General features: G+C 69.0%; 14 protein-coding genes and 4 pseudogenes. 7 read left to right on the top strand and 11 right to left on the bottom strand.

What is annotated here, in order from left to right:
• Window positions 1-53: 53 nt before the first annotated feature.
• The 6 genes from pulA to ACIQHQ_RS04090 form a co-directional block, all read right to left on the bottom strand.
• Complete coding sequence (gene pulA / locus ACIQHQ_RS04115) at window positions 54-5,447, bottom strand: pullulanase-type alpha-1,6-glucosidase (protein ID WP_402609854.1); 5,394 nt, start codon at window positions 5,445-5,447, stop codon at window positions 54-56.
• A gap of 196 nt (window positions 5,448-5,643) precedes the next feature.
• Window positions 5,644-7,014 carry an alpha-amylase family protein gene (locus tag ACIQHQ_RS04110; RefSeq protein WP_402609852.1) on the bottom strand — a complete coding sequence of 457 codons (1,371 nt, stop codon included), beginning with the start codon at window positions 7,012-7,014 and terminating at the stop codon, window positions 5,644-5,646.
• A gap of 120 nt (window positions 7,015-7,134) precedes the next feature.
• The gene (locus ACIQHQ_RS04105) at window positions 7,135-8,886 is read right to left on the bottom strand and encodes a glycoside hydrolase family 13 protein (protein ID WP_402609850.1); all 1,752 of its coding nucleotides are present in this window, start codon (window positions 8,884-8,886) and stop codon (window positions 7,135-7,137) included.
• A gap of 146 nt (window positions 8,887-9,032) precedes the next feature.
• Entirely contained in the window at window positions 9,033-9,944 is a 912-nt protein-coding gene (locus tag ACIQHQ_RS04100) for a sugar ABC transporter permease (protein ID WP_402609848.1), read from the bottom strand.
• A gap of 13 nt (window positions 9,945-9,957) precedes the next feature.
• The gene (locus tag ACIQHQ_RS04095) at window positions 9,958-10,962 is read right to left on the bottom strand and encodes a carbohydrate ABC transporter permease (protein WP_402609846.1); all 1,005 of its coding nucleotides are present in this window, start codon (window positions 10,960-10,962) and stop codon (window positions 9,958-9,960) included.
• Window positions 10,963-11,081: 119 nt separating this feature from the next.
• Window positions 11,082-12,350 carry an extracellular solute-binding protein gene (locus tag ACIQHQ_RS04090; RefSeq protein ID WP_402609844.1) on the bottom strand — a complete coding sequence of 423 codons (1,269 nt, stop codon included), beginning with the start codon at window positions 12,348-12,350 and terminating at the stop codon, window positions 11,082-11,084.
• A gap of 389 nt (window positions 12,351-12,739) precedes the next feature.
• On the opposite strand from ACIQHQ_RS04090, the gene ACIQHQ_RS04085 reads away from it, so the two are divergent.
• Both ACIQHQ_RS04085 and ACIQHQ_RS04080 read left to right on the top strand, forming a co-directional pair.
• Complete coding sequence (locus ACIQHQ_RS04085; RefSeq protein WP_402609842.1) at window positions 12,740-13,774, top strand: LacI family DNA-binding transcriptional regulator; 1,035 nt, start codon at window positions 12,740-12,742, stop codon at window positions 13,772-13,774.
• 93 nt (window positions 13,775-13,867) lie between these two features.
• Entirely contained in the window at window positions 13,868-14,740 is an 873-nt protein-coding gene (locus tag ACIQHQ_RS04080; protein WP_402609840.1) for a phosphatase PAP2 family protein, read from the top strand.
• Here ACIQHQ_RS04080 and ACIQHQ_RS04075 read toward each other — a convergent pair.
• Window positions 14,737-17,745: a bifunctional [glutamine synthetase] adenylyltransferase/[glutamine synthetase]-adenylyl-L-tyrosine phosphorylase gene (locus ACIQHQ_RS04075; protein ID WP_402609838.1), complete on the bottom strand. Its 3,009-nt coding sequence runs from the start codon at window positions 17,743-17,745 to the stop codon at window positions 14,737-14,739. The two genes, ACIQHQ_RS04080 and ACIQHQ_RS04075, sit on opposite strands and share 4 nt — an antisense overlap.
• Window positions 17,746-18,094: 349 nt before the next feature.
• Between ACIQHQ_RS04075 and ACIQHQ_RS04070 the strand changes: the two genes are divergently transcribed.
• The 3 genes from ACIQHQ_RS04070 to ACIQHQ_RS04060 all read left to right on the top strand — a co-directional run bounded on the left by ACIQHQ_RS04070 (window position 18,095) and on the right by ACIQHQ_RS04060 (window position 20,096).
• A complete protein-coding gene (locus ACIQHQ_RS04070; RefSeq protein ID WP_402609836.1) occupies window positions 18,095-18,541 on the top strand; it encodes a VOC family protein in 447 nt (148 codons plus the stop codon).
• 64 nt (window positions 18,542-18,605) lie between these two features.
• Complete coding sequence (locus ACIQHQ_RS04065) at window positions 18,606-19,232, top strand: glyoxalase (RefSeq protein ID WP_402609834.1); 627 nt, start codon at window positions 18,606-18,608, stop codon at window positions 19,230-19,232.
• 156 nt (window positions 19,233-19,388) lie between these two features.
• Window positions 19,389-20,096, top strand: a complete 708-nt coding sequence (locus ACIQHQ_RS04060; RefSeq protein ID WP_402609832.1) for a hypothetical protein — start codon at window positions 19,389-19,391, stop codon at window positions 20,094-20,096.
• Between the two features lie 27 nt (window positions 20,097-20,123).
• On the opposite strand, the pseudogene ACIQHQ_RS04055 reads toward ACIQHQ_RS04060, so the two are convergent.
• Both ACIQHQ_RS04055 and ACIQHQ_RS04050 read right to left on the bottom strand, forming a co-directional pair.
• Window positions 20,124-20,369, bottom strand: a pseudogene (locus tag ACIQHQ_RS04055) (YdcF family protein); the annotation flags it as partial.
• A pseudogene (locus ACIQHQ_RS04050) lies at window positions 20,366-20,854 on the bottom strand (UTRA domain-containing protein); the annotation flags it as partial. The pseudogenes ACIQHQ_RS04055 and ACIQHQ_RS04050, both read right to left, overlap by 4 nt.
• Before the next feature lie 381 nt (window positions 20,855-21,235).
• Here ACIQHQ_RS04050 and ACIQHQ_RS04045 point away from each other — a divergent pair.
• Window positions 21,236-22,120 (top strand): hypothetical protein, encoded by an 885-nt coding sequence (locus tag ACIQHQ_RS04045; protein WP_402609830.1) that lies wholly within the window; start codon window positions 21,236-21,238, stop codon window positions 22,118-22,120.
• Window positions 22,121-22,389: 269 nt separating this feature from the next.
• Here the strand turns inward: ACIQHQ_RS04045 and glnA are convergent, their stop codons facing one another.
• Window positions 22,390-23,751 (bottom strand): type I glutamate--ammonia ligase, encoded by a 1,362-nt coding sequence (gene glnA, locus ACIQHQ_RS04040; RefSeq protein ID WP_033312643.1) that lies wholly within the window; start codon window positions 23,749-23,751, stop codon window positions 22,390-22,392.
• A gap of 283 nt (window positions 23,752-24,034) precedes the next feature.
• On the opposite strand from glnA, the pseudogene ACIQHQ_RS04035 reads away from it, so the two are divergent.
• Window positions 24,035-24,402: pseudogene (locus tag ACIQHQ_RS04035) on the top strand (hemin transporter); the annotation flags it as partial.
• A 91-nt stretch (window positions 24,403-24,493) separates the two neighbouring features.
• Here the strand turns inward: ACIQHQ_RS04035 and ACIQHQ_RS04030 are convergent.
• A pseudogene (locus tag ACIQHQ_RS04030) lies at window positions 24,494-24,927 on the bottom strand (Rrf2 family transcriptional regulator); the annotation flags it as partial.
• Window positions 24,928-25,020 lie beyond the last annotated feature (93 nt).

Below are 25,020 nucleotides of genomic sequence, written 5' to 3'. Positions count from 1 at the left end.
CGTGTGGGTGGGGCGGACCGTGGGTCACGGCCCGCCCCACCCAACGTAGTGCGCTATCCGGTGGTCCGGGTGAAGACGGCGACCGTGCGCCCCGGAACGGCGAACGTGCCCGATTCGGCCGCGTAGGACGAGGACTTGACGGTAGAGTCCGCCCCCGCCGCCTGCACCGGGTGCAGCCGGTAGCCGGTCCCGGCGAGAGCGGCGACCCGCTGTTCCTGCCGCTGCGGCGTGGCGTTGAAGACGACGACGAGGTCACCGAGCCGCATGGTGATCACCCCGGGTGTCTCGTCCTTGCCGGACAGCGGGAAGGAGAGCCGGGACTGCACCTGCTCGGCGGTGCCGAGGGAGAAGTCCTTCTCGGTGCTCCGGATCCGCAGCAGGTCGCGGTACGCCGCCGAGGTGCCCTCGATCTGCTCGCAGCCCACCTTGACCGTGCTCAGCAGAGGCTTGGCGTACGGCCACTTGTCTTTGTTGTCGGCCGCCATGGGCAGTCCGCGGCCGAAGCCGTTGCCGTCCTCGCACCTCCAGTGGACGGCGTTGAACCAGTCGCCGCTGTCGTAGGAGTTGCGGTCCAGGGACTTGGAGCGCAGCAGGTCGGTGCCCGCCTGGGAGAGGGCCGGGCCCTGCGAGAGGGTGGCCGTCGCCATGGCGAGGACCTGCATCCGGGCCCGGTCGGCCGCGCTCGCCGAAACGGGCAGCTTGAAGGCGAGCGCGTCGAACAGGGACTCGTTGTCGTGGGCGTCGGCGTAGGCGAGGGCGTCGCCGGGGGCGTCGGCGTAGCCGGCGGGGGCGCCGTTGTAGTCGACCTCGGAGCCCTTGACCTCCTTGCCCGCGGTGTCGGTGAAGCGGTACCGGGCGAGGTTGCCGGAGAGCCCGACCTTGATGAGGTCCTGGTAGTGCAGCAGGCGGGCCTTCTGCTCGGCGGGAGTGCCGTTGTTCTTCGAGGAGTTGGGGTCGGTGTACAGGCCGGACGCGAAGCCCTGGACGCCGGGGTCCTCGTCGAAGGGGCCGCCGCCGCGCACCGCGTCACGGGCACGGTCGGAGAAGGTGGCGATCCCCGTCCCGGCCATGTTCTTCTGCGTGGCCTGCGTGAACCGGGCGTCGTCGGCCACCTCGCCGAAGTTCCAGCCTTCGCCGTACAGGATGATCTTCTTGCCGTCGACGCCGTCCTCGGCGAGGGTGAGCGCGTCGAGGGCCTTCCTGACGGCCAGGATGTTGGCCTTCGGGTGGTGGCCCATGAGGTCGAAGCGGAAGCCGTCGACCTTGTACTCCTTGGCCCACGTGACGATCGAGTCCACGACCAGCTTGCCCATCATGGCGTTCTCGGGGGCGGTGTTGGCGCAGCAGGTGCTGTTCGCGACCGAGCCGTCGGCGAGGAGCCGCTGGTAGTAGCCGGGGACGATCCGGTCGAGAACGCTCGTCTTGTCCTGGCCGCTGGCGGCCGTGTGGTTGTAGACGACGTCCATGACGACCCGCAGCCCGTCGTCGTTGAGTGCCTTCACCATCCTGCGGAACTCGACCGTGCGGGCCGTGCCGTCCGGGTCGGTGGCGTAGGAGCCCTCGGGGACCGTGTAGTGGTACGGGTCGTAGCCCCAGTTGTAGGCGTCCTTCGCGGCGATCTTGCCGACGCACTCCTGCTGCCGGTCGGAGTCGGCGGGGAAGGAGGCCAGGTCGCAGTCGGTCGTGGCCTGGTCGGCCTTCTTCTCCGGGATGGTGGCGATGTCGAACGCGGGCAGCAGATGCACGTACGAGGTACCGGCCTTCGCCAGCTCGCGCAGGTGCTTCGAGCCGTCGCTCGCCTTGTCGGCGAAGGCGAGATAGGTGCCCGGGTGCTTCGCCGTCCGGTCCTCGACGGAGAAGTCGCGGATGTGCAGCTCCTGGATCTGGGCGTCCCGCAGCGGCACGGCGCCGGGTTTGGTGTACGCCGACCAGCCGGAGGGCTTGAGCGCCTTGTCGTCCAGGTCGACGACGAGGCTCCGCTTCGAGTCGGCGGTGAGGGCGAGGGAATAGGGGTCGGTGACCTTGTTGGTGACGACCTCGCGGGCGCCGGGCGCCCACACCGTCACGACGTACCGGTAGGGCTTGCCCTTCCAGGACTTCGGGCCGGTGACGGACCAGACGCCGGTGGTCGCGTCGCGCCGCATCAAGACGGTGGAGCCACCGATCTCCAGGGACACCCGCTGCGCGGTGGGCGCCCACACGGACAGCGTGGGACGCCCCTTGGAAAACGTCGGCCCCAGGTCGGCCTTCGTCGCGTCGTACAGGTCGTCGAGGACACCGGCGATCTGAACGCCGGTCGCCGCGAGCACGGCCCCGTTCACGGCGTGCTGGGTGGCGACGACCTGACCGCGCAGGGCCTCACGGACCCGGTCGCGGTCGCGCGGGTCGACGGTCCAGGCGTCGTACGCCTTCAGGTGCGGGAACTTCGCCTTCTGGGCGTCGGTCAGCTCGCTCTTCGACAGGCGCAGCCACTTCGCGTCACCGGTCAGGGCGCCGTCCTTCACCGCGATGGAGCCGTCGCGGGCGTAGAGCAGCTGGGTGGAGGCGGCGGCGTCCGAGCCGTTCCAGGCGAGGGTGTTCCGGTCGATCCAGACGGCCTTGGAGGTGCTCGGGTCGAGAGCGGCCGCGCTGCCGACGGGCTGCGGGAGCAGGTACTTCTCCTGGCCGTTCACCAGCCACACCTCGTGGCCGTTCGCCTTGAGGTCGAGCGACTGGTCGGAGGGCAGGTCCTTCTCGTCGCCCTTGTGCAGGATGTAGCTGAGGCTGGTGGCTCCGTCGGTGAGCGGTACCTCGAAGACTGCGCCATAGGTATCAGTCTTGACCGGCTTGAGGGGGTTCGACCAGTCGGTGGGGTCGGCTGCGCCGGTCCAGACGTGCAGGCCCCAGCCGTCGTAGTTCCCGTCGGCCCGGTGGTAGTGCAGGACGGCCTTGCTCTTGTCGGGCGCCGGGTACTCGGGGCGCTCGGTGGTGACGGTGTCCTTGCCCTGTTCGATCCAGACCTCGCCGGTCTTGGTGACGTCGATCGTGCGGTCGGTGGAGACGTCCTTGGTGCCGTCCTTGTCGATGACGAGGAAGCCGACGTTCGAGGCGCCGGGCTTGAGCTTGACCCAGGCGAAGGCGCCGTAGGCGTCCCGGCCGGTGAAGGGGTGGCTCTTCGGCCACTCGGTGGCCTCGCCCTCGGCGAGGTCGCCCCAGGCGTACAGGCCCCAGTCGGCGTAGTCCCCGTCGGCGCGCTTGTAGTGGACGATCGCGTAGTCGCGGGAGGACGCGGTGGGCGGCTCCGCGGCGGGCGGGGTGCCGGTGGTGGAGGCGGCCAGGGTGCTCGCGGTGCGGCCGGCCGAGTCCACGACGACGGCCTTGTAGCGCAGGGCGGTGCCGGGCGGCACGTCCTTGCCGATGGTGTGGGTGACCTTGTAGGGGGCGTGGTCGGCGGAGCCGAGGACCCGCCACGTGCCGTTGCCGGTCTGCGCGGCGAAGACGACCCGGTTGAGCCGCCCGCCGTCGACGTCCGCGGTGACCTCGACCGTGCCGGTGGCGCCGGGCGCCGGGGCCTTGAGGGTGAGGGTGGGCTCGGTGGCGGGCGGAGCGAGCCGGCCTGCCGCCTTGAGCACGATCGCCGAGCCGGCCGGGACGGTGACGGTGAGCTTCTTGTCGCCGTCGCTCTTCGGGGCGGCGTCGGTGCCGTGGATGCCCCTGAAGGTCATGCCGGCCGAGCCGGTCGGGAAGGTCGCGGTCTTCTTCTCGCCGGCGTTGTTGAAGGCGACGACGTACTCGGTGCCGGTCTTGGCGTCGGTTCGGGAGAAGGCGTAGACGCCCGGGCCGTCGGCCGCGTACCGCTGTTGCTGGACACCGTCGGTGAGGGCCGGGTGGGCCTTGCGGAGGGCCGCGAGGGCGCTGATGTGCCGGTAGAGCGGTGCGCTCGTGTCGTAGGCGTCCTCGGCGTGGGTGCGGTCGGTGCCGATCCGGTCGTCGTCGAGGTAGTCGGCGGTGCGCGAGGCGAACATGCTCTGCCGGGCGTCCTTGTCGCCGCCCGGGCCGGTGAAGCCCTGCTCGTCGCCGTAGTAGACGACGGGGTTGCCGCGGCTGAGGAACATCAGCTCGTTGGCGAGCTTGTCCTTCTCGAGCAGTTCGGCGTCGGTGGCCTCGGGGTTGTCCTGGTTGAGGAAGAACCCGATCCGGCCCATGTCGTGGTTGCCGAGGAAGGTGACCTGCTCGTACGCGTTGGCCTTGCCGGTCGTGTACTTGTAGTCGTCACCGAAGACACCCGCGAGCTTCTGTGCGCTGCCGCCCTGTGAGGCGTACTGGCGGGCCGCTTCCTGGAAGGGGAAGTCGAGCGTGGCGTCGAGCCGGCCCCGGGTGACGTACGGGGAGGTGACGGACGTGTCGGCCGAGTACACCTCGCCGAACATGAAGAAGTCGTCCCGGCCCTGCCGGGCCGCGTAGGCGTCGAGGGCGGTGGCCCACTGCGTCCAGAACTCCATGTTGACGTGCTTCACGGTGTCGATCCGGAAGCCGTCGACGTCGAAGTCCCGCACCCAGCGCTGGTAGATCTTCTCCATGCCGTGGACGACCTCGGGCCGCTCGGTCCACAGGTCGTCGAGGCCGGAGAAGTCGCCGTGGGCGGAGCTCTCACCGGCGAAGGTGGAGTCGCCGCGGTTGTGGTACATCGTCGGGTCGTTGAGCCACGACGGCACCTTGTTCTTCTCGGTGACCACCGGTGTGCGCGGGAAGGAGTCCCGGTCGACCGCGGGGAAGCCGCGCCGCCCGTCCGCGTAGTCGGCGTCGTCGAAGGGCACGCCGTCCTTCGTCAGGTACGGGAAGGCGCCCTTGGAGAGGTAGTCGTAGGACTTCTCCTTGTAGTCGACGACGTCGGCCGTGTGGTTGGTGATGACGTCGAAGAAGACCTTCATGCCCTTGGCGTGGGCCTTGTCGATGAGGGTCTCGAGGTCCTTGTTGGTGCCGAAGTGCGGGTCGACCTGAGTGAAGTCGGTGATCCAGTAACCGTGGTAACCCGCCGACGCGTTCGCCCCGGTGCCCTGTACGGGCTGGTTCTTGAAGATCGGGGACATCCAGAGGGCGGTGGTGCCCAGGCCCTTGATGTAGTCGAGCCGCTTGGTCAGGCCCTTGAGGTCGCCGCCTTGGTAGAAGCCCTTGTCGGTGGGGTCGTAGCCGGTCGACAGGCGCGAACCGGTCAGGCCGCCCTTGTCGTTGCGCGGGTCGCCGCCCGCGAAACGGTCCGGCAGGACGAAGTAGAACTGCTCACGGGTGGCGTCGTGCCGGGCGGGCTCGGCGGCCAGCCGGGCGTCGGACGGAGGCGCCGGCGGGGTGGCCGCCCCGGCGGCGAGCGGCTGGACGAGTGCCGCGGTCAGCGCGGCCGCCATGACCGCGGCGACCCGTCCGGCACGGGCGGTTCGGCGCCTTGAGGGCGCACGCCATCTCGGTATCACTGACGTGGACTCCTTGCGTTGCGGCTCTCTCGGGTCCGACCCCGCGCGACCGTATCGCCGCCGAAACCCTTACAGCAAGAGTCTTGAAACCATTGGAAAGAACTTTCAACCACCGGAGTGGGTCCGGAGCGAGGGCCCCAGCGCCACGGGATGTGCCGCAGGGGCCGCTCGCACCGGGAACGGGTGTCCGTCCGCGTCAGCAGCCGGACTTGCCGACGTGGATCGCCAGGGCCGTGTTCGCGCCCAGGGTTGCCGTGAACTGGCCGCCGGAGTTCACCGTCACCGGCGTGTTGTTCTGCACGTTGCAGTACGTCCCCGCCGGCAGGGAGGTCTGGTAGGTCCGGGTCAGGGAGCCCGACTCGTGGTTGACGGCCACGAAGCCCTTGGCGCCCCGGCCGAAGGCGATGGCGTCGCCGCCGTTGTCCCACCAGTTGGTGACCGCCTGGCCCCGGGTGGCGTTGCGGAAGCCCACCATGGACTTGATCTCCGGCCAGTTGTGCTGGCACTTCCAGCCGTCCTGCCAGCAGGCGTTCACCTGGCCGCCGTTCGGCGGGCCGGCGTCGTGGTCGGTGAACTCGTAGCCGGAGTTGATGTCCGGGGCGCCGTAGGGCCAGGCCAGCATGAAGACGTTGGCCAGGGTGTACGTGGCGTTGTCCTTGTAGCTGAGCGTGGAGCCGTTGCGCTCGGTGTCGTGGTTGTCGACGAAGACGCCGGAGACGCCGCTGCTCAGGTAGCCCCAGCCCTCGCCGTAGTTCTTCAGGTAGGCGAGGTTCTCGTTGTTGAAGACCCGCTTGAGGTCGTAGGCGTAGCGGAACTCCTGGACGTCGCCGTTGCCGGTGTACTCGGTGGGCTGGACGGCCTCGCCGGCGCCGTGGATGACCTCCTGCTTCCAGTACACCGACGGATTGCTCAGCCGGGACTTGATGGCGGCGAGGTCGGCCGCGTCCATGTGCTTGGCCGCGTCGACGCGGAAGCCGTCGACGCCGAGGGAGAGCAGGTCGTTCATGTACCCGGCGATCGCGCCGCGGACGTAGGCCTCACCCGTGTCGAGGTCGGAGAGGCCGACCAGCTCGCAGTGCTGGACGTTCCAGCGGTCCTGGTAGGTGTCGATCCGACTCGTGCAGTCGTCGAAGTCGGGCGCGGAGTAGAGGCCGGGGTAGGTGTACTTGCTGTACGACGAGCCGCCGGTGCCGGTGCCGCTGCCCGCCGCCATGTGATTGACGACGGTGTCCACGACGACCTTCACACCGGCCGCGTGACAGGTGTTCACCATGTTCCGGAAGGCCGTGCGGTCGCCGAGCCGGCCGGCGATCCTGTAGCTGACCGGCTGGTACGAGGTCCACCACTGCGGCCCCTGTATGTGCTCGGCAGGTGGGGAGACCTGCACGTAGCCGTATCCGGCGGGGCCGAGGGTGGTGGTGCACTCGCGGGCGACCGAGGCGAATTTCCACTCGAAGAGGACGGCGGTGACGTCCTTGGTGCCGGGTGGGGAGGCCTGTGCACCAGTCGGGTTCATGACAACCGCAGCCGCGGTGAGCGCGGCGGCGGCGAGGTATCTGCGTGCCATGTGGGGTTTCCTTCTTCGTTGAAGGTTCTTGCTGCAAGGTTCAGAAACCTTGCGGTGACGCAGATGGTAAGGGCCCGCCGCCCGAAAGGGCAGCGGGCCGTACGAAATTCAAAGGAAAAATCAGGCGCGGTCCCCCGCGGTCGCTGTGGTCCACCACACCGTGGTGTCGGCCGGCACCTTGGCCTCGTCGTCGACCTCGACGATCTCGCCGCTGGCCACCAGCACCCGGCCGTACGCCGGCATCGCCACCGACTCGCCGGTGGTGTTCGCGACGCATACGAACTCCCCGCGCCGGAAGGCCAGCACGCCCTCGGGCGCCCGCAGCCACTCCACGGACGTACCCGCCCCGAGGTCGGCCTGCTCACGGCGCACCGCGAGGGCGGCGCGGTACAGCTCCAGGGTCGAACCGGGCTCCCCGGTCTGCGCCTCGACACTCAGCTCGCCCCAGCCCTCCGGCTGCGGCAGCCAGCTGCCCCCGGCGCCGAAGCCGTACGACGAACCCGTCCGGGTCCACGGGATCGGCACCCGGCAGCCGTCACGGAAACCGTCCTGACCCGCGCCCCGGAAGTACGCCGGGTCCTGGCGCACCTCGTCCGGCAGGTCGACGACGTCGGGCAGGCCGAGTTCCTCGCCCTGGTAGACGTAGGCCGAGCCGGGCAGCGCCAGCATCAGCAGGCTCGCCGCCCGGGCCCTGCGCAGCCCCAGTTCGCGGTCGCCGGCCAGGCGGATCTGGGTGCCGAGGCCGGGCGGGTTGGCGAAGCGGGTGGCGTGCCGGGTCACGTCGTGGTTGGACAGCACCCAGGTGGCGGGGGCGCCGACCGGGCGCATGGCCTCCAGGGTGCGGTCGATGACCTCGCGCATTTGTGCGGCGTCCCAGTGGGTGCTCAGGTACTGGAAGTTGAAGGCCTGGTGCAGCTCGTCCGGGCGGACGTAGTTCGCGGTCCGCTCGATGGTCGGCGTCCACGCCTCCGCGACGAAGATCCGCCCGCCCCTCTCCGGCTGCCGCCCTTCTGACGAAGGCCCTTCAGGCCCCTCCCTTTCCGCGTACTCGTCGAGGATCAGCCGCCACTGCCGGTAGATCTCGTGCACACCGTCCTGGTCGAAGAACGGCATGACCTCGTTCCCCAGCAGCTTCACCTGATCGTGGGATCCGAGGTCGGGCAGCCCTTCCGCCTTCACCAGGCCGTGGGCGACGTCGATCCGGAAGCCGTCGACGCCCATGTCGAGCCAGAACCGCAGGATGGAGCGGAACTCGTCGCCGACGGCCGGGTGATTCCAGTTGAAGTCGGGCTGCTCCGGGGCGAAGAGGTGCAGGTACCACTCGCCGGGCGTGCCGTCGGGCTCGGTGACACGGGTCCAGGCCGGGCCGCCGAAGATCGACTCCCAGTCGTTGGGCGGCAGTTCGCCGTTCTTCCCCTTGCCGGGGCGGAAGTGGTAGCGCTCCCGCAGGGGGGAGCCGGGGCCCTCGGCGACGGCCCGCTTGAACCACTCGTGCTGGTCGGAGGAGTGGTTCGGGACCAGGTCGACGATGATCCTGAGGCTCAGCCGGTGGGCGTCGCGGATCAGTGCGTCGGCGTCCAGGAGGTTGCCGAACATGGGGTCGACAGCGCGGTAGTCGGCGACGTCGTAGCCGGCGTCGGCCTGTGGCGAGGCGTAGAAGGGGCTGAGCCACACGGCGTCCACGCCGAGGTCGCGCAGGTACGGCAGACGGGTGCGGACACCCTCCAGGTCGCCCATGCCGTCGCCGTTGCTGTCGGCGAAGCTGCGCGGGTACACCTGGTAGATCACCGCGTCCCGCCACCAGTCGCGGCACTTGGCGACGGCCACTGCGGACGTGGGGGTGGGGGCAGGTGCGGCTGAGTGCTGGCTCATGTCGTCCTTGATGCGTAACAGGAGGTCGGTCATGGAAGGCGTGGGGTGGGGTGACGAGGCGGCCGCGGCACAGCGGGGTCGGATGGGCGCCGCGGCCGCCCCGGGCTTGTGAAGTGCGGTTCGGCGGTGCCCCGAGGGGCGCGCGCTCACCCCTTCGTGCCACCGGCGGTGAGCCCGGTCACCAGGTTCTTCTGCACGAGGTAGAAGAACGCGGAGACGGGTATCGCGATCAGGACCGCGGTGGCGGCCATCAGATTGCGCTGGGCGTCGTGCTCGCTGACGAAGCTCTGCAGGCCGACGGCGAACGTGTACCTCTCGTCGTCCAGCATGAACACGGTGGCGAAGGCGACCTCACCGAAGGCGGTGATGAAGCTGTAGAAGGCGGCCACCGCCAGGCCCGGCCGGGCGAGGGGCAGGATCAGCCGGAAGAACGTGCCGAAGGGCGAGAGGCCGTCGACGCGGCCGGCCTCGTCGATCTCGAACGGGATGGTGTCGAAGTAGCCCTTCAGCAGCCAGGCGCAGTAGGGCACCGCGGTCGAGCAGTAGACCAGGACCAGACCCAGGTAGGTGTCGACGAGCTGGAGATCCGACAGGATCTGGTACATCGGCACGATCAGTACGGCGATCGGGAACATCTGCGTGCACAGGAGCACCCACATGAACTTCTTGTAGCCCGGGAAGCGCATGCGGGACACCGCGTACCCGGTCGTGGCGGCGATGACCACTCCGATGACCGTGGTTCCCAGCGACACGATCAGCGTGCTCTGGAGCCAGTGGAAGAAATTGGTCTCCTGGAGCACGAAGGTGTAGTTGTCCAGGGTCATCTTCGACCAGATGCGGCCAGGGTGCAGGTAGTCGTCCTTGTCCGGGCCGAGGGACAGGAAGATCAGCCAGGCGATCGGGAAGAGCGCGATCAGGCTCGCGAGGATCAGCAGGCCGTGGGACAGCAGGCTCCCGGCCACGCTGCGCTCGCCGCGCCGGCGCACGCGGGCGAGTCCGGGGGCGACGGCGGGCGCCGGGGCCTCCCCCGCGGACTGCTGGACGGTCGTGGTGCTCATGGGGACTCCTGCCTCAGATCGCGAGCTGCTGCTCATCGCGGTTCAGCCAGCGGCGGTAGAAGGAGGTGAAGACGATCAGGATGCCGAGCAGCAGGATGCCGTATGCGGCAGACTGCGCGAAGTCGCGCGGTTGCTGTCCGAAGCCGAGCTGGTAGGCCCAGGTGACGAGGATCTGCGCGTCCGGGGCGGTGTTGCCGAACAGCAGGAAGATGATGGCGAACTGGTTGAACGTCCAGATCACGCCGAGCAGCACCACGGTGGAGCTGACCGACCTGAGGCCGGGCAGGGTGACGTAGCGGAACTGCTGCCAGTGGCTGGCGCCGTCCATCTCGGCGGCCTCGTACAGGGAGGAGTCGATGGACTGCAGGCCGCCGAGCAGGGAGACCATCATGAGCGGCACGCCGCACCAGGTGTTGACCATGATCGCGGCGAAGCGCTGCCAGAAGGTGTCCTCCAGCCACGCCGGACTCGGCAGGTGCAGCGTCTCCAGGGCGGAGTTGATGATGCCGGAGTCGGCGAGCATGAAGCGCCAGCCGAAAACGGTGACGAAGGTCGGCACGGCCCACGGCAGGATGAGCATCAGCCGGTAGAAGGTGCGTCCGCGCAGCTTCTGGTTGAGCAGCAGGGCGAGGCCCAGCCCGATGGAGTAGTGCAGGGCGACACACAGGGCCGTCCACACGATCGTCCAGATGAAGTGGGACCAGAAACGCTCGTAGGCGGTCTCCCCCCACAGGATGTCGGCGTAGTTGTCGAAGCCGATGTACTTGTAGGTGGCCTCGATCTCGTTGACGCCGATCGTCCGGGCCGTGTTGAGGCTGGTGGCGTCGGTCAGCGTCAGGTAGAAGCCGTAGGCCAGGGGATACAGCACGAGGACGCCGAGCACGACGGCCACGGGCGCGATCATCGCGTAGGCGTACCAGTGCTTCTGATAGCTGTGCTTGAGGCGCCGGCCCAGCCCGGACCGGGGACCGCGGTCACCGCTCCGCTTGCCGGTCGCTCGGTCGATGGCGACTGTCATGTTCGACAACCTTCTTCGCGAACTGGAGATCAGCTGGAGATCAGGGGTACGGCACGCAGGACGGTGGCCGCCGGATCCTTCCCCCCTCTGTGTCGCGGAGGATCCGGCGGCCGCACGGCCTACTTGCTGTAGTCCGGGAGCAGCTTGGCGATGGCGGTCTCGGCGCTGCTCAGCCCCTGGTCCAGGGACTTCTTGCCACCGGCGATCGCGAGCAGCTCGTCGTCCAGCGGCGTCCACAGCGAGCTGTACTCGGGGAGCTCCGGACGCGGCTGGGCGGCGGTGAGCACGCCCTGGTAACCGGCGATGCCCGGGTCGGCCTTGACCTCGGCGGTGTAGGCGTCGTCGCGCGTCGGCAGCGTGTTGTTCTTGAGCGCGATGGCCTCCTGGGCCTTCGCCGAGGTCATGAACTTCACGAACTTCAGCGAGGCCTCCTGGTGGCCCTTGTCCGAGCCCGCGTACACCGAGAGGTTGTGTCCGCCGGTCGGGGCGCCCGCCTTGCCGGTGGAGCCGGCCGGGACGGTGGCGATGCCGAGGTTGTTCTTGTCCTTGAAGGCCGAGCCCTTGTAGAAGTTCGTGATCTCCCACGGGCCCTGGATGATCGAGGCGACCTTGCCGCTGACGAACGCCTCCTGGATGTGGGCGTAGGCGTCGGCGGTGGTGTCGGCCTTGTGCAGGCCCTTGCCCTTGAACAGGCTCTGCCAGGTGCCGTAGGCCTTCTTGGCCTCGGGCGAGGTGACCGTGATCTTCTTGGCGTCGACGTCGACGGTGTCGGCGCCCTCGCCGTAGAGGAAGGAATGGGCGTAGTAGGACTGGGTCGAGCCCCAGTAACCGTCGACGCCGGTCTTGCCCTTGATCGTGGCGGCGGCCTTCTTCAGGTCGTCCCAGGTCTTGGGTGCCTCGACGCCGGCCTTCTCGAACAGGGCCTTGTTGTAGACCAGGGCGAGGGTGTCCGTGGTGAACGGCGCGCCGTAGGTCTTGCCCTCGTACTGGGCCTGCTTGATCAGGTTGGGCTTGAACTTGTCCTGCTCGGCGAGGGCCTCGGTGCCGTCCAGCGGCAGGAAGAAGCCCTTCTTGGCGAAGGCGGGGGTCCAGCCGACCTCGGAGCGCAGCACGTCGGGAGCACCCTTGGAACCGGCGGCGGTGTCGAACTTGTTCTGCGCCTGGTCGAAGGGGACGTTGACGTACTTGACCTTGATGCCCTTGTTGGCGGCCTCGAACTCCTTGACGAGGGCCTTGTAGGTCGGCGCCTCATTGGTCGCGTTGGAGGTGTCCCACCAGGTGATGGTGACCGGGCCGCCGGCCTCGTCGCCGCTGTCGCTTCCGCCGCAGGCCGTCGCCGCCAGGGCGAGGGACGCCACCAGCGCGGTGGCCGCTATGCCACGCCGCATGAGTTCTCCTTGAGGGTGAAGCCCGTTCGTGCTGCCGACTGCGCCGTTGGCCGCCGGGCGTCGGTGAGATTAGCCGCGCTGCAACGCATTGCGAAAGACCTTGCAGCAAAAAGTTGCAAGAGGTGCGGATGGTTATCCCGCCGTGACCTCCCCCCGGCTGCCTGACGCCGGGACTTACGGCTGTTCGGCGGGGAGTCGGACAGCTGTGCAAGACTCTGCAAGCACTTGCCATACGTATCCGCCGGGGGAATCATCCGTTGCGGATCGGACGCCGACCACGACTTCGAGGGATCGCAATGACCCAGCAACCCGCAGCGAGCCGTGCGACGGCGCGCACCCGGCGTCCCGTCGGTGTGCAAGGAGATCCCCGGCCGCTACAGTCCAGTGCTGTGACCACACGGCTTGCCGACATCGCTGTGCAGGCGGGGGTGAGCGAAGCGACCGTCAGCCGCGTCCTCAACGGGAAGCCGGGCGTCGCCGCCACCACCCGCCAGTCCGTGCTGGCCGCTCTCGACGTGCTGGGCTACGAACGCCCGGTGCGCCTGCGCCAGCGCAGCGAGGGGCTGGTCGGACTGATCACCCCGGAGCTGGAGAACCCGATCTTCCCGGCCCTGGCACAGGTCATCGGCCAGGCGCTGACGCGGCAGGGCTACACGCCGGTGCTGGCCACCCAGACCCCGGGCGGCTCGACCGAGGACGAGCTGACCGAGATGCTCGTGGACCGCGGGGTCGCCGGCATCATCTACGTCTCGGGACTGCACGCGGACACCACCGCCGACATGCAGCGCTACGACCGGCTGCGGGCCCAGGGCGTGCCCTACGTGCTGGTCGACGGTTTCTCGCCGAAGGTGCAGGCGCCGTTCATCTCCCCCGACGACCGTGCGGCGATGAGCCTCGCGGTCACGCACCTGGTGTCCCTGGGGCACACGCGGATCGGCCTGGCCCTCGGGCCCAAGCGGTTCGTGCCGGTGCAGCGCAAGATCGAGGGGTTCGTGCGCTGCATGCAGGACCAGTTGGGCCTCGGTGCCGAGACCGTCGAGACGGAACTGGTCCAGCACTCGCTGTACACGCTGGAGGGCGGCCAGGCGGCGGCCACGGCATTGATCGGGCGCAACTGCACGGCCGTGGTGTGCGCCAGCGACATGATGGCGCTGGGCGCGATCCGGGCAGCCCGGCAGCTCGGTCTGGACGTACCGAAGGACATCTCCGTGGTCGGCTTCGACGACTCCCCGCTGATCGCCTTCACCGACCCGCCCCTCACCACCATCCGCAAGCCGGTCCCGGCGATGGGGCAGGCGGCCGTGCGCACGCTGCTGGAGGAGATCGGCGGGACACCCGCGCCCCACAGCGAGTTCGTGTTCATGCCGGAACTGGTGGTGCGCGGTTCGACCGCCTCGGCGCCCGGGGAACGCGGTCGCTCCTGAGACCTGTGGCCTGATGTCGCCGTAGGACATGCGGCCCGGCCCGGGCCGCGGGATGATCGGTGGAGAAGTCCCTTTCTGGCAGACTTTGCGCCTATGAGTGAAACGACCGTAACGAAGCCGGAGGGCCGGGAAGCGGCCCTCCCGGACCCCGTTGCGGCCGGTACGGGGCATGGTCCGCTGCGCCGGCTGCGCACCCCCCGCCGGCCCCGGTTCTGGTTCGAGATCCTGCTGATCGCGGTGAGTTACTGGACGTACTCGCTCATCCGCAACGCCGTGCCCGAGCAGAAGGCCGAGGCGCTGCGCAACGCCGACTGGATCTGGCAGGTCGAGCGGCAACTGGGCATCGCCGTCGAGGAGTCGGTCAACCACGCCGTGAACTCGGCGCATTGGCTCATCGTCGGGATGAACTACTACTACGCGACACTCCACTTCATCGTCACCCTGGGCGTCCTGGTGTGGCTGTACCGTCGCCATCCCGGCCGTTACGCGGCAACCCGCCTGTCGCTGTTCGCGACGACGGCCGTCGCCCTGGTCGGCTACTACCTGTATCCGCTTGCGCCCCCGCGGCTGATGAACGGCGGCGGCTTCATCGACACGGTCATGGTCCACCAGACCTGGGGTTCGATGGCGTCCGGCGACCTGAAGCACATGTCCAACCAGTACGCCGCGATGCCGTCGATGCACATCGGCTGGTCCGTGTGGTGCGGGCTGACGATCTTCGCACTGGCGAGCGTCCCCTGGCTGCGGGTGCTCGGCCTGCTGTACCCGGCGCTGACCCTGGTGGTCATCGTGGCCACGGCCAACCACTTCTGGCTGGACGCGGTCGGTGGCTTGCTGTGCCTGGCCTTCGGGTTCGGGGTGGCGACGCTCTGGTACGGCAGGCAGCCCTACGTGCTGCCGAAGGTGGTGCCGACGCCCAGGCCGGGCGGGACCCGGCCCGCGGCCGAGCTGTCGGACACTCCCTAGCGTTCGGCGATGCCGTAGAACAGTTCCTCCACGACACCGCGCGCCCGGCGTGCCGTCCGCCGGTACGCGTCGAGCATGTCACCCGCGTGGCCCGGGCCGTACCCCAGGTACCTGCCCACGGCGGCCAGTTCCCTCGGCTCCGTCGGAAAGGTGTCCCCGGCCCGGCCGCGCACCAGCATCACCGCGTTGCGGACCCGCGTCGCGAGGACCCAGGCCTCGTCGAGGATCGCCGCGTCCTCGCCCGTCATGAGCCCGGCCTCGCGGGCGGCGGCCAGGGCCTCCCGGGTGCGCGTGGTGCGCAGGCCAGGCTCCGCCGAGCCGTGCCGCAACTGCATGAGCTGCACGGTCCACTCCACGTCGGACAGGCCGCCCGGCCCGAGCTTGGCGTGCAGCTTGGGGTCGGCGCCGCGCGGCAGCCGCTCGGACTCCATACGGGCCTTCAGCCGCCGGATCTCACGTACGGCCTCGTCGGCGAGCCCGTCCGCCGGGTAGCGCAGCGGGTCGATCAGCTCGATGAAGCGGCGCCCCAGCTCCTCGTCGCCGGCGACGGGCTCCGCCCGCAGCAGCGCGTGCGACTCCCACGTCAGGGCCCACCGGCGGTAGTACGCCTCGTACGACTTGAGGGTGCGGACCATCGGGCCGGACTTGCCCTCCGGGCGCAGGTCGGCGTCGATCAGCAGGGGCGGGTCGGCGCTGGGGATCTGGAGCAGTCTGCGCATCTCGGAGACGACCTTGTTGGCCGCCTGGGAGGCCTCCCGCTCGTCGACGCCGTCGCACGGCTCGTGCACGAACAGCACGTCCGCGTCGGAGCCGTAGCCCAGCTCGTGACCGCCGAACCGGCCCATGCCGATGATGGCGAAGCGGATGGGCAGGCCGTCCTTCCAGCCGTCGTGCACGACCGCGCGGAGCGTGCCGGCCAGCGTCGCGGCGGTCAGGTCCGACACCGCGCCGCCGACCCGGTCCACCAGGGCGCCCTGGTCGGCCTCGGCGGCCTGCTCCTCGGTGCCGTAGGAGCCGACGATGTCGGCGGCGGCCGTACGGAACAGCTCGCGGCGGCGCACACCCCTGGCCGCGGTGACCGCCTGGGCGCCGCCGTCGGCGCGTCGCACCGCGGCGAGTATCTCCTGCTCCAGATGGGCGCGCGGACGGGGTTCCAGGCCGCCGCCGTCCCCGTCGCCGAGCAGGGCGACCGCCTCCGGGGCGCGCATCAGCAGGTCGGGCGCGAGGCGGCCGGCGGACAGCACGCGGGCGAGGTTCTGCGCGGCGGCGCCCTCGTCGCGGAGCAGCCGCAGGTACCAGGGTGTCTTGCCGAGGGCGTCGGAGACCTTGCGGAAGTTGAGCAGGCCCGCGTCCGGGTCGGCCGAGTCGGCGAACCAGCCGAGCAGCACGGGCAGCAGGGTGCGCTGGATGGCGGCTTTGCGGGTGACGCCGGAGGCGAGGGCCTCCAGGTGCCGCAGGGCGGAGGCCGGGTCGGCGTAGCCGAGAGCGACCATGCGTTCCCGGGCCGCCTCGGTGCTCAGCCGGGCCTCGCCGGTGGCGAGTTGGGCGACCGCGTCGAGCAGCGGCCGGTAGAAGAGCTTCTCGTGCAGCCGGCGCACGACGCCCGCGTGCCGCCGCCACTCGCGGTGCAGGTCGGCCACCGGGTCCTTGCGCAGCCCGAGGGAGCGTCCGATGCGGCGCAGCTCGGCCTCGTCCTCCGGGACGAGGTGGGTGCGGCGCAGCCGGAACAGCTGGATGCGGTGCTCCATGGAACGCAGGAAGCGATAGGCCTCGTCGAGCTGGGCCGCGTCGGAACGGCCGACGTAGCCGCCCGCCGCGAGGGCCTCGAGGGCGTCCAGGGTCGTACCACTGCGCAGGGAGGTGTCGGCCCGGCCGTGCACCAGCTGGAGCAGCTGCACGGCGAACTCGACGTCCCTGAGGCCACCGGGGCCCAGTTTCAGCTGGCGGTCCACCTCGGCGACGGGGATGTTCTCCACGACCCGGCGGCGCATCTTCTGCACGTCGGGCACGAAGTTCTCGCGCTCGGCGGCCTTCCACACCAAGGGCTGGACGGCGGCGACGTACTCCGCGCCGAGGTCGAGGTCGCCGGCCACCGGACGGGCCTTGAGGAGCGCCTGGAACTCCCAGGTCTTGGCCCAGCGCTGGTAGTAGGCGAGGTGACTGGACAGGGTCCGCACGAGGGGGCCGTTGCGGCCCTCGGGCCGGAGGTTGGCGTCGACGGGCCAGATGGAGCCCTCGACGGTGGTCTCGGAGCAGACCCGCATCATGTGCGAGGCGAGCCGGGTGGCGGCGCGCACGGCCTTGGTCTCATCAGTGCCCTCGGTGGCCTCCCCGACGAAGATGACGTCCACGTCCGAGACGTAGTTCAGCTCGTGGCCGCCGCACTTGCCCATCGCGATGACCGCGAGCCGGCACAGGGCGGCGTCCTCGGGCGCGGCCGCCTCGGCGATTCCGAGGGCGGCGCGCAGGGTGGCGGTGGCGAGGTCGGCGAGCTCGGCGGCGGACTCGGCGACGCCGGTGGTGCCGCAGACGTCCCGGGCCGCGATGGACAGCAGGCAGCGCCGGTAGGCGACGCGCAGGGAGACCGGGTCGGTGGCTTCGGCGAGACCGGCTTCGAACTCCTCCACCCCGGGGTGCAGGTCGTACGCCTCGTACATGACGAGCGCCTGCCAGTCGTCCGGGTGCCGGGCGAGGTGGTCGGCGAGGGCGGTGGAGGCACCGAGCACGCCGAGGAGGCGGTCGCGCAGGGGCTTGGCCGCGATCAGGGTGTCGAGCAGTTCCCGGCGGGCGCCGGGGCTCTGCTGGGCCTCCAGCAGCCGGACGAGGCCGAGCAGCGCGAGATCGGGGTCGGCGGTGGCGCCCAGCGCCTCCAGCAGCACCGGGTCGTCGCGCAGGGCCGCGAGCTCGGGGCTGTCCAGGAGCCGCTCGGCGGCGGAGGCGTCGGTGAAGCCGTGCCGCAGCAGTCGTGTGAAGGTACTGCTCCTGCGCCCCGGCGCCGCCGTCATCCGGACCTCCCTCGCACTGTTCCTCGGACGTCCATCGGATCAAGGTCGTACGGCTTTGAGCCTAACCGCACGGGCCGGGGGAAGCGCCGGTGAGTTCGGCAGGCGGACGGGCGCGCGCGGCGACCGGGGCGGGGCGCGGCTACGGGGGACCGGCCGCGGCGTGTGAGCGACGGTACGGCGGTTTCCGGCCACAGCGGGTACGCGAGGGCCATTTCCGGTACGGCGCGGGTCGTGCGGCCGTCCACTCGGTGGCGCGGTGCGCCGTTTTCGGCTTCGGTGAGGGGAGCCGTTCAGCCGGCTCCAGCCGGACGAGGCGGCTTCTCATGAGGCCGGACGAAGGAGTCACGCCATGGACATCACTCTCGAAGTCATCCCGCTGCCCGTGACCGACATCGACCGCGCCCGGGACTTCTACCGGGACAAGGTCGGCTTCCACGTGGACATCGACCAGGAGGTCATGCCCGGGATGCGGATCGTGCAGCTGACCCCTCCGGGTTCCGGCTGTTCGATCGCCCTGGGCGAGTCGATCTGGCAGATGACTCCCGGCCCCACCCCGGCCCCGGGCTCCTACCAGGGGCTGCAACTGTGCGTGGCCGACATCAAGGCGGCCCACGCGGAGCTGGTCGCGCGCGGTCTCGACGTCTCGGAACCCGTCCAGTACTCCCCGGACGACGGCGCCACGTTCATGCACTTCCAGGACCCGGACGGCAACGGGTGGGCGGTGCAGGAGTACCGGCGCAGGGCCACGGAGCCGCTGCACCAGCTGCTGGCGGATCTGAAGCGGCAGCAGGCCTGAGGGCCCGGGAACCCGGTCAGGAATCGAGAAGCACGGGTGCCGGAGCGCGATTAGCGTCGTGGTCATGACTTCCATCGCATCCGTCACCCTCGAGGTGGCCGACCCCGCCGCCGCTGGCCGTTTCTACTCCACCGCCTTCGGCCTGGACGACCGGCTGCGCCTGCGGGCGTCGCAGGCACCGACCTCCGGCTTCCGCGGGTTCACGCTGTCGCTCGTGGTCGCCCAGCCGGCCGATGTGGACGCCCTCGCCGAGGCGGCCGTGCAGGCCGGCGCGACGACGCTGAAGCCCGCCGCCAAGTCGCTGTGGGGCTACGGGGGCGTCGTGCAGGCCCCCGACGGGACGATCTGGCAGATCGCGACGTCGTCGAAGAAGAACACCGGCCCGGCGACCCGGCAGGTCGACGAGGTCGTCCTGCTGCTCGGCGTGGAGGACGTGAAGGCCAGCAAGCAGTTCTACGTGGAGCACGGCCTGGCCGTGGCGAAGAGCTTCGGCGGCAAGTACGTCGAGTTCGACACCGGTACGGGCCCGGTCAAGCTGGCCCTGTACAAGCGCCGCGGCCTCGCCAAGGTGGCCGGTGTCTCCCCCGACGGCACGGGCTCGCACCGCCTCACCATCGGCAGCGACGCAGAACCGTTCACCGACCCGGACGGCTTCGCCTGGACGACGGCGTCGGAGAACGCGTCGGTGTGAGCGCGCCGGGGGGGACGCCCGCCGGCCCCGGCGAAGGGGACCCGGGCGCGCCGGGCGCGCGAAGCGGAGAGGGGCCGACGGTCCGTGACCACCGGCCCCGGCTGACGCGGCAGCGAGAAGGTGTACGGGAACATGCTGACGGTGCATCATCACGTCATGCTTACGAGTCTGCTGCCAGGGTTGCGCCATTTCAGAACCCCATTCGCCGTTGGCACTATCTGCGCGTTCCAGGCCTGGATAGTCTTCGGACAGTGGGTGCCAGCGCGAGACAAAGCGCATGGGTTCATAGAACGGCTTTACGTGCTCGGAGAGGTGGCCGGACGGCCAGTGGTTGCATCTCTTATCACAGTCGTTATCTACCTGATGGGCGACGTTCTCAAGATTTCGACGCGGCTGGCAGCGAGGATCAACTACGGGAAAGAGCCGGACGCTCGCCACACAATCATCACTTTGGAGTCCTATCACGCGCTGCGCACTTACCTAGAAAGGCTTGATCATGACGACGACCAGCGAAGCAATATAGACAATCTAATGCTTGCCGTTATAGCCGAGTTCCCCGACGTTAGGATGCGTCTTATTGCGAACCACTTGGACGTGTATATGGAGCACGATCGTTTCGACTCAGAGGCGGAGTTCCGAGTCAATATCGGCGTGTATTCACTCAGTCTGTGGATCCTTCTCTCGATATACTGGTCTCCTTGGGCACTGATGGGCCTGCCTATCTCGGCCGTGTTCTTCAGGAACGGAATTAAGGCGCTTCGCGAAGCCAACACCATAATCGTCCAAAGTCTCGTTTCGGGTATTGCGAGTTCACGCACATACGAGCAGGAGGAACGGCGGCTGAAAGAAATGGATGCCTGGTAGACCAGCACTACCAGCGATGACAGGTCTCACCTTAGGCTCCCGGTAGTGCTCTGCTTCGCCGCGCGGCATCCGGTCACGGGTGGTTCGGCTGGTCGCTCCCGTAAAGACGATCAGGGGAGCCATGCCGTCCCGGTACAGGGCCGCCGTGGTGTCGGCGACCCCGAGGTCATGGCTCCCCAGGCCGATGGCGACCGAGCACGGGCGTACCTCGTGACCCATCTGCTGGAAGTCCCAGAGTCGTCGCGCATCCGCCCATGACTGCTGCGAGATCACTTCTTGCCTCCGCCTTCCACTGCCGAGTCGGGCACCTTGAAGTCGTACGTCCATGAGAAGCGCGTGGCCGCGTGCACGCCCAGCGCGAATTCGACCACCGTGCCGTCAGCCGTGAACGTCGTTCGGTGCAGCTCTACGACCCACTCACCGGGGGCGAGCTGCAGGAGCTGGACTTCGTCATTGGTGGGGACTCGGGCGAACAGCGTCTCTCGCATGTGGTCGATCTCGTACCCCGCGTACAGCACGCGGAACCCCCCGCCCCTGCCGGCCGGGCCCGGAGTCGGGTCGACGATGCGCGTGCCCTCGACGTGTTCCGGGCGGTAGTACCTGCTCTCGCGGCTGCTGGGGTCATCCCCGCGCCGAAGCCGGGAGAGCGTCACCAGGCTGCTCGCGAACACGGTATGCAGGCGCTCAGGCATTTCTATGCGTCTGTTCTCCTGGACGCCGGCGAGAACGTGAAGGCGCTGAGCAGCTACCTCGGACCCAACGATCCGGGGTTCACGCTCAGGGTCTACACGCACCTGATGCCGAGGAGCGACCCGCGGGCCCGGAAGGCCGTGGACGGCCTGTACAAAGGCGCTGTTTCATTGTCTGCCCCAAGGTGAGCCCGCCTCAGTCGACCTGGGCCAGCTGGCCCAGGTCGTGCCGCAGGTCTTGGAAGCTGAGGAACCTCCACGACAGAACATGCAGTTCGAGTGCCGCCAGTTCGTCTCGTAGCTCACCAAACTTGGCGCGCCGCCTGACAGGCTCAAGGGCGGTTATCCTCCTCCATCCCGCTGACTTCGAGCGAAGGAATCACCAGGCACTACCAAATCCGCTACGCTCGCAGGGCTCGCACTCACTGAGTACGCAGGGAGTAGGCAAACGTGTCAACCGACATTCCGTCGCAGTCGGCACCCTCAGACGAGGTGACTGAGTCGCCGCCGAACACACCGCAGACGCAGACTGAAAGCACTGGCACAGGAATCACAGGCGGCGAGATCGCGGCCATTTTCCTTTTGTGGTTATTCGGAAGTGCAGCCTTCAGTAAAGCCGGACCTCACATTGACGATGGAGGACCCGGCTTTCCTCCAACTTGGTCAGATTTCCAGGGAGGCCTTTGGATCTTGCTTGGAATTTGCCTTCACATCTTTGCATTCCGTCTAACCAGGACGGCAGGCATCAAATCAGATTCGCGTGACCAGGTACGGGTACAAGCGGCAGAACAGCAATTGGAAGCTTCGCTGGCGAGGACCGAGGTAACTTCGGAAGACATCACTGTCCAGGAGCGCGCCAGATCCTCACTCGCACTCGCTAACCTGTGGTCGGTGACCCACGCACGTCTGAGTCAATACCATGGAATCGCCTTGAAGCAGGCTAGGAAATCCTTCCGAAACGCGCAATTTGCCATGCTTCTGGGGTTCGGACTGCTGGTCACTTTCACAGTAATGGCGATTCGAGCGGAAAGCACTGCCGCGAGCATCGCGGCGGCGACACTCGGAACTGTGTCAGCAGCCTTGGCTGGATTTGTTGGACGGACTTTCATCCGATCTCAAGAAGCATCAGCCGCCCACCTGCAACGCTACTTTGATCAACCCTTGGAGTTGTCGCGCTACCTCGCAGCAGAACGCCTGATTGCGGACTCCGAGTTGAACGGCGACCAACGCGCCGAAGTACTCGTGACGGTGCTGCAGGCAATGGTTGCTGCCCCTGGCCAGGCACCGCCAGGGGCGGCTACTGACCCCGCCCAAACGGGAGCGCCTCAACCGTAGCTGACCCGGGGAGCCGTGGGAGCGAGGGCGATGCAGGTGCCGGCTCCCGAACCGGTTCAGGCTATGTGCGGCACAGAGAGGAGGCCCTGCGCCGTCTCACTCATCCCTGACGCAGGTTTCGCCCTCGCTGTTGTTCACCTCAGGTACGACCAGGCGGAGCCAGACGGCCCAGAGACGGCCCATGGGTGGTGAAGCGACAAGGGGGCCGACGGTCATGGGCCGTCAGCCCCATTAGTCGAATCCACCGCAGATTCCGCCCTGACCTGCCCTTACAGCGCCGGCAGGTTCTTCCGCAGCTCGAACGCCGTGACCTCGGACCGGTACTCCTCCCACTCCTGCCGCTTGTTGCGCAGGAAGAAGTCGAAGACGTGCTCGCCGAGGGTCTCGGCGACCAGGTCGCTGCGTTCCATGAGGGTCAGGGCCTCGCCCAGGTTCTGGGGGAGCGGCTCGATGCCCATCGCGCGGCGCTCCGCGTCGGAGAGGGCCCAGACGTCGTCCTCGGCGCCCGGCGGGAGTTCGTAGCCCTCCTCGATGCCCTTGAGGCCGGCGGCCAGCAGCAGGGCGTAGGCCAGGTACGGGTTCGCGCCGGAGTCGAGGGAGCGGACCTCCACGCGCGCCGAGCCGGTCTTGCCGGGCTTGTACATCGGGACGCGGACGAGCGCCGAGCGGTTGTTGTGGCCCCAGCAGATGTACGACGGGGCCTCGCCGCCCGCGCCCGCCGTGCGCTCCGCGCCGCCCCAGATGCGCTTGTAGGAGTTGACCCACTGGTTGGTGACCGCGGAGATCTCCGCCGCGTGCCGCAGCAGGCCCGCGATGAAGGAGCGGCCCACCTTGGAGAGCTGGTACTCCGAGCCCGACTCGTAGAAGGCGTTGCGGTCGCCCTCGAAGAGCGACAGGTGCGTGTGCATGCCGCTGCCGGGGTGCTCGGAGAACGGCTTCGGCATGAACGTGGCGTGCACGCCCTGCTCCAGTGCCACCTGCTTCATGACGAGGCGGAACGTCATGACGTTGTCGGCGGTGGAGAGCGCGTCGGCGTAGCGCAGGTCGATCTCCTGCTGGCCCGGCGCGCCCTCGTGGTGGGAGAACTCCACCGAGATGCCCATCGACTCCAGCATGGTGATCGCCTGACGGCGGAAGTCCATGCCGACGTTGGTGGGGGTGTGGTCGAAGTAGCCGGAGTTGTCGGCGGGCGTCGGGCGGCTGCCGTCCAGCGGCCGGTCCTTCAGCAGGAAGAACTCGATCTCCGGGTGGGTGTAGAACGTGAAGCCCAGGTCGGAGGTGCGGGCGAGGGCCCGCTTGAGCACGTAGCGCGGGTCGGCGAAGGACGGGGAGCCGTCCGGCATGAGGATGTCGCAGAACATGCGGGCCGTGCCCGGGGCCTCCGCACGCCAGGGCAGGATCTGGAAGGTCGACGGGTCCGGCTTGGCGATCATGTCGGACTCGTAGACCCGGGCGAAGCCCTCGATCGCGGAGCCGTCGAAGCCGATGCCCTCGTCGAAGGCCTGTTCCAGTTCGGCCGGGGCCACGGCGACGGACTTGAGGAAGCCCAGCACGTCCGTGAACCACAGGCGTACGAACCGGATGTCGCGCTCCTCCAACGTCCGGAGCACGAACTCCTGCTGCTTGTCCATCTTCCGCTTCCCCATCCTTGCTGGTCAGGCCGCCTGTCTTCCGTACCACGGGAGGCGGTCGGGCACCTGAGCATCCCACCACACCACCATTTCGAACGCGTTGCGGACCATGATCGCCCGGGCGGCCCGGGGCCGAACGCCTCGCCTACGGCAGGTGAACTGCTCTTGCGCCCATAGTGCCTGCTCGCGCCGACATCCGTAACGGCCGGTTCCTCTCGCTGCGCGTCCACTTCATGTGCGTCTCGTAGGCAACTTTAATTGGCGTGCCCCTGCTGCCGGCCTCGCCGGCATCGGCGGGACCCCCGGGGCCGCGATGCCGGCCCACCTCGCCGGCTCGGGGCAGCCCGCTCCGGTCACCGTCGTGCACGGCGACCGCTCGCCCGCCACCCACGCCCTGCGCACCGGCCACGAGGCCTACGCCGCCGAGCTTGCCCGACGCGTCCGTCCCCTTCTGGTACGAGCAGGACGCCCCGGCGGGCACCCGCTCCGGCCTGGTCGACCTCACCGGCGTCCCGGTCGCGCCGGGCACGCGGCGCGTACCCGTGCGGGCCACTGCGCTTCATGCAGGCGGTACGGGCCCAGCCGATCGGCAAGGGCGTGGCACCGGCCGACATCCACCACGAGGTGTTCGGGCCGGACCCGTGGCCCGCGGGGCAGGCGCAGCGGGGATCTGCCGGACGGACCCTGAGGGCCGGGCAAGCCCCGAGGGTCGGACAGGCCCCCGGCGTCGGACAGAGCCCGAGGGCTCCCGCGAGATCCTTAGCAGCAGAACCCCGGTCGGTTCCGCCACGATGTCCTCCGCCGTGACCGGTCCGGTGAGGTGAAGAACGCCTCCTCGGCCCGGCGCAGGGCGGTGCGCAGCCGGCAGGCGGCGTTTTTGAGGGGACAGGGGGTGGGGCCCTCGCAGTCGACGACGTCGCCGCTGCCCTCGAAGGCGCGGACGACCGCACCGACCGAGGCGGTACGCCCCTGCTCGGTGAGGGTGAGGCCGCCGCCGCGCCCGCGGCGGGCCGCGAGCAGATGCATGTGCTGGAGCTCGGCGACGACCTTCGCGAGATGGGCGCAGGGCACGTCCATGCCGCCCGTGACCTCCCGGGTCGTCGGGCGGGACCCGCCCGCGAGGGCGAGCCGCATCAGGACCCGCAGGGCGAGGTCGGTGGAGCGCAGCAGCCGCACGCAGGCGGCGTAGGTGACGAACGATTCCGCGGTTCAGATGATCCGGCGGGAGTGCGGGGCGCCGGGGTCGGTGAACCTGTCGTGCGGCTGTCG

It is taken from the genome of Streptomyces sp. NPDC092370 (assembly GCF_044755265.1).
GTDB lineage: Bacteria > Actinomycetota > Actinomycetes > Streptomycetales > Streptomycetaceae > Streptomyces.
This window is presented reverse-complemented; position numbering and strand designations above follow the sequence as displayed.

Bases quoted from the DNA above. Each gene is read 5' to 3' on its own strand.
- ACIQHQ_RS04110 (WP_402609852.1), bottom strand. From the start codon at position 7,014: ATGGCACGCAGATACCTCGCCGCCGCCGCGCTCACCGCGGCTGCGGTT.
- ACIQHQ_RS04105 (WP_402609850.1), bottom strand. From the start codon at position 8,886: ATGAGCCAGCACTCAGCCGCACCTGCCCCCACCCCCACGTCCGCAGTG.
- ACIQHQ_RS04100 (WP_402609848.1), bottom strand. From the start codon at position 9,944: ATGAGCACCACGACCGTCCAGCAGTCCGCGGGGGAGGCCCCGGCGCCC.
- ACIQHQ_RS04095 (WP_402609846.1), bottom strand. From the start codon at position 10,962: ATGACAGTCGCCATCGACCGAGCGACCGGCAAGCGGAGCGGTGACCGC.
- ACIQHQ_RS04090 (WP_402609844.1), bottom strand. From the start codon at position 12,350: ATGCGGCGTGGCATAGCGGCCACCGCGCTGGTGGCGTCCCTCGCCCTG.
- ACIQHQ_RS04080 (WP_402609840.1), top strand. From the start codon at position 13,868: ATGAGTGAAACGACCGTAACGAAGCCGGAGGGCCGGGAAGCGGCCCTC.
- ACIQHQ_RS04075 (WP_402609838.1), bottom strand. From the start codon at position 17,745: ATGACGGCGGCGCCGGGGCGCAGGAGCAGTACCTTCACACGACTGCTG.
- ACIQHQ_RS04070 (WP_402609836.1), top strand. From the start codon at position 18,095: ATGGACATCACTCTCGAAGTCATCCCGCTGCCCGTGACCGACATCGAC.
- ACIQHQ_RS04065 (WP_402609834.1), top strand. From the start codon at position 18,606: ATGACTTCCATCGCATCCGTCACCCTCGAGGTGGCCGACCCCGCCGCC.
- ACIQHQ_RS04060 (WP_402609832.1), top strand. From the start codon at position 19,389: ATGCTTACGAGTCTGCTGCCAGGGTTGCGCCATTTCAGAACCCCATTC.
- glnA (WP_033312643.1), bottom strand. From the start codon at position 23,751: ATGGACAAGCAGCAGGAGTTCGTGCTCCGGACGTTGGAGGAGCGCGAC.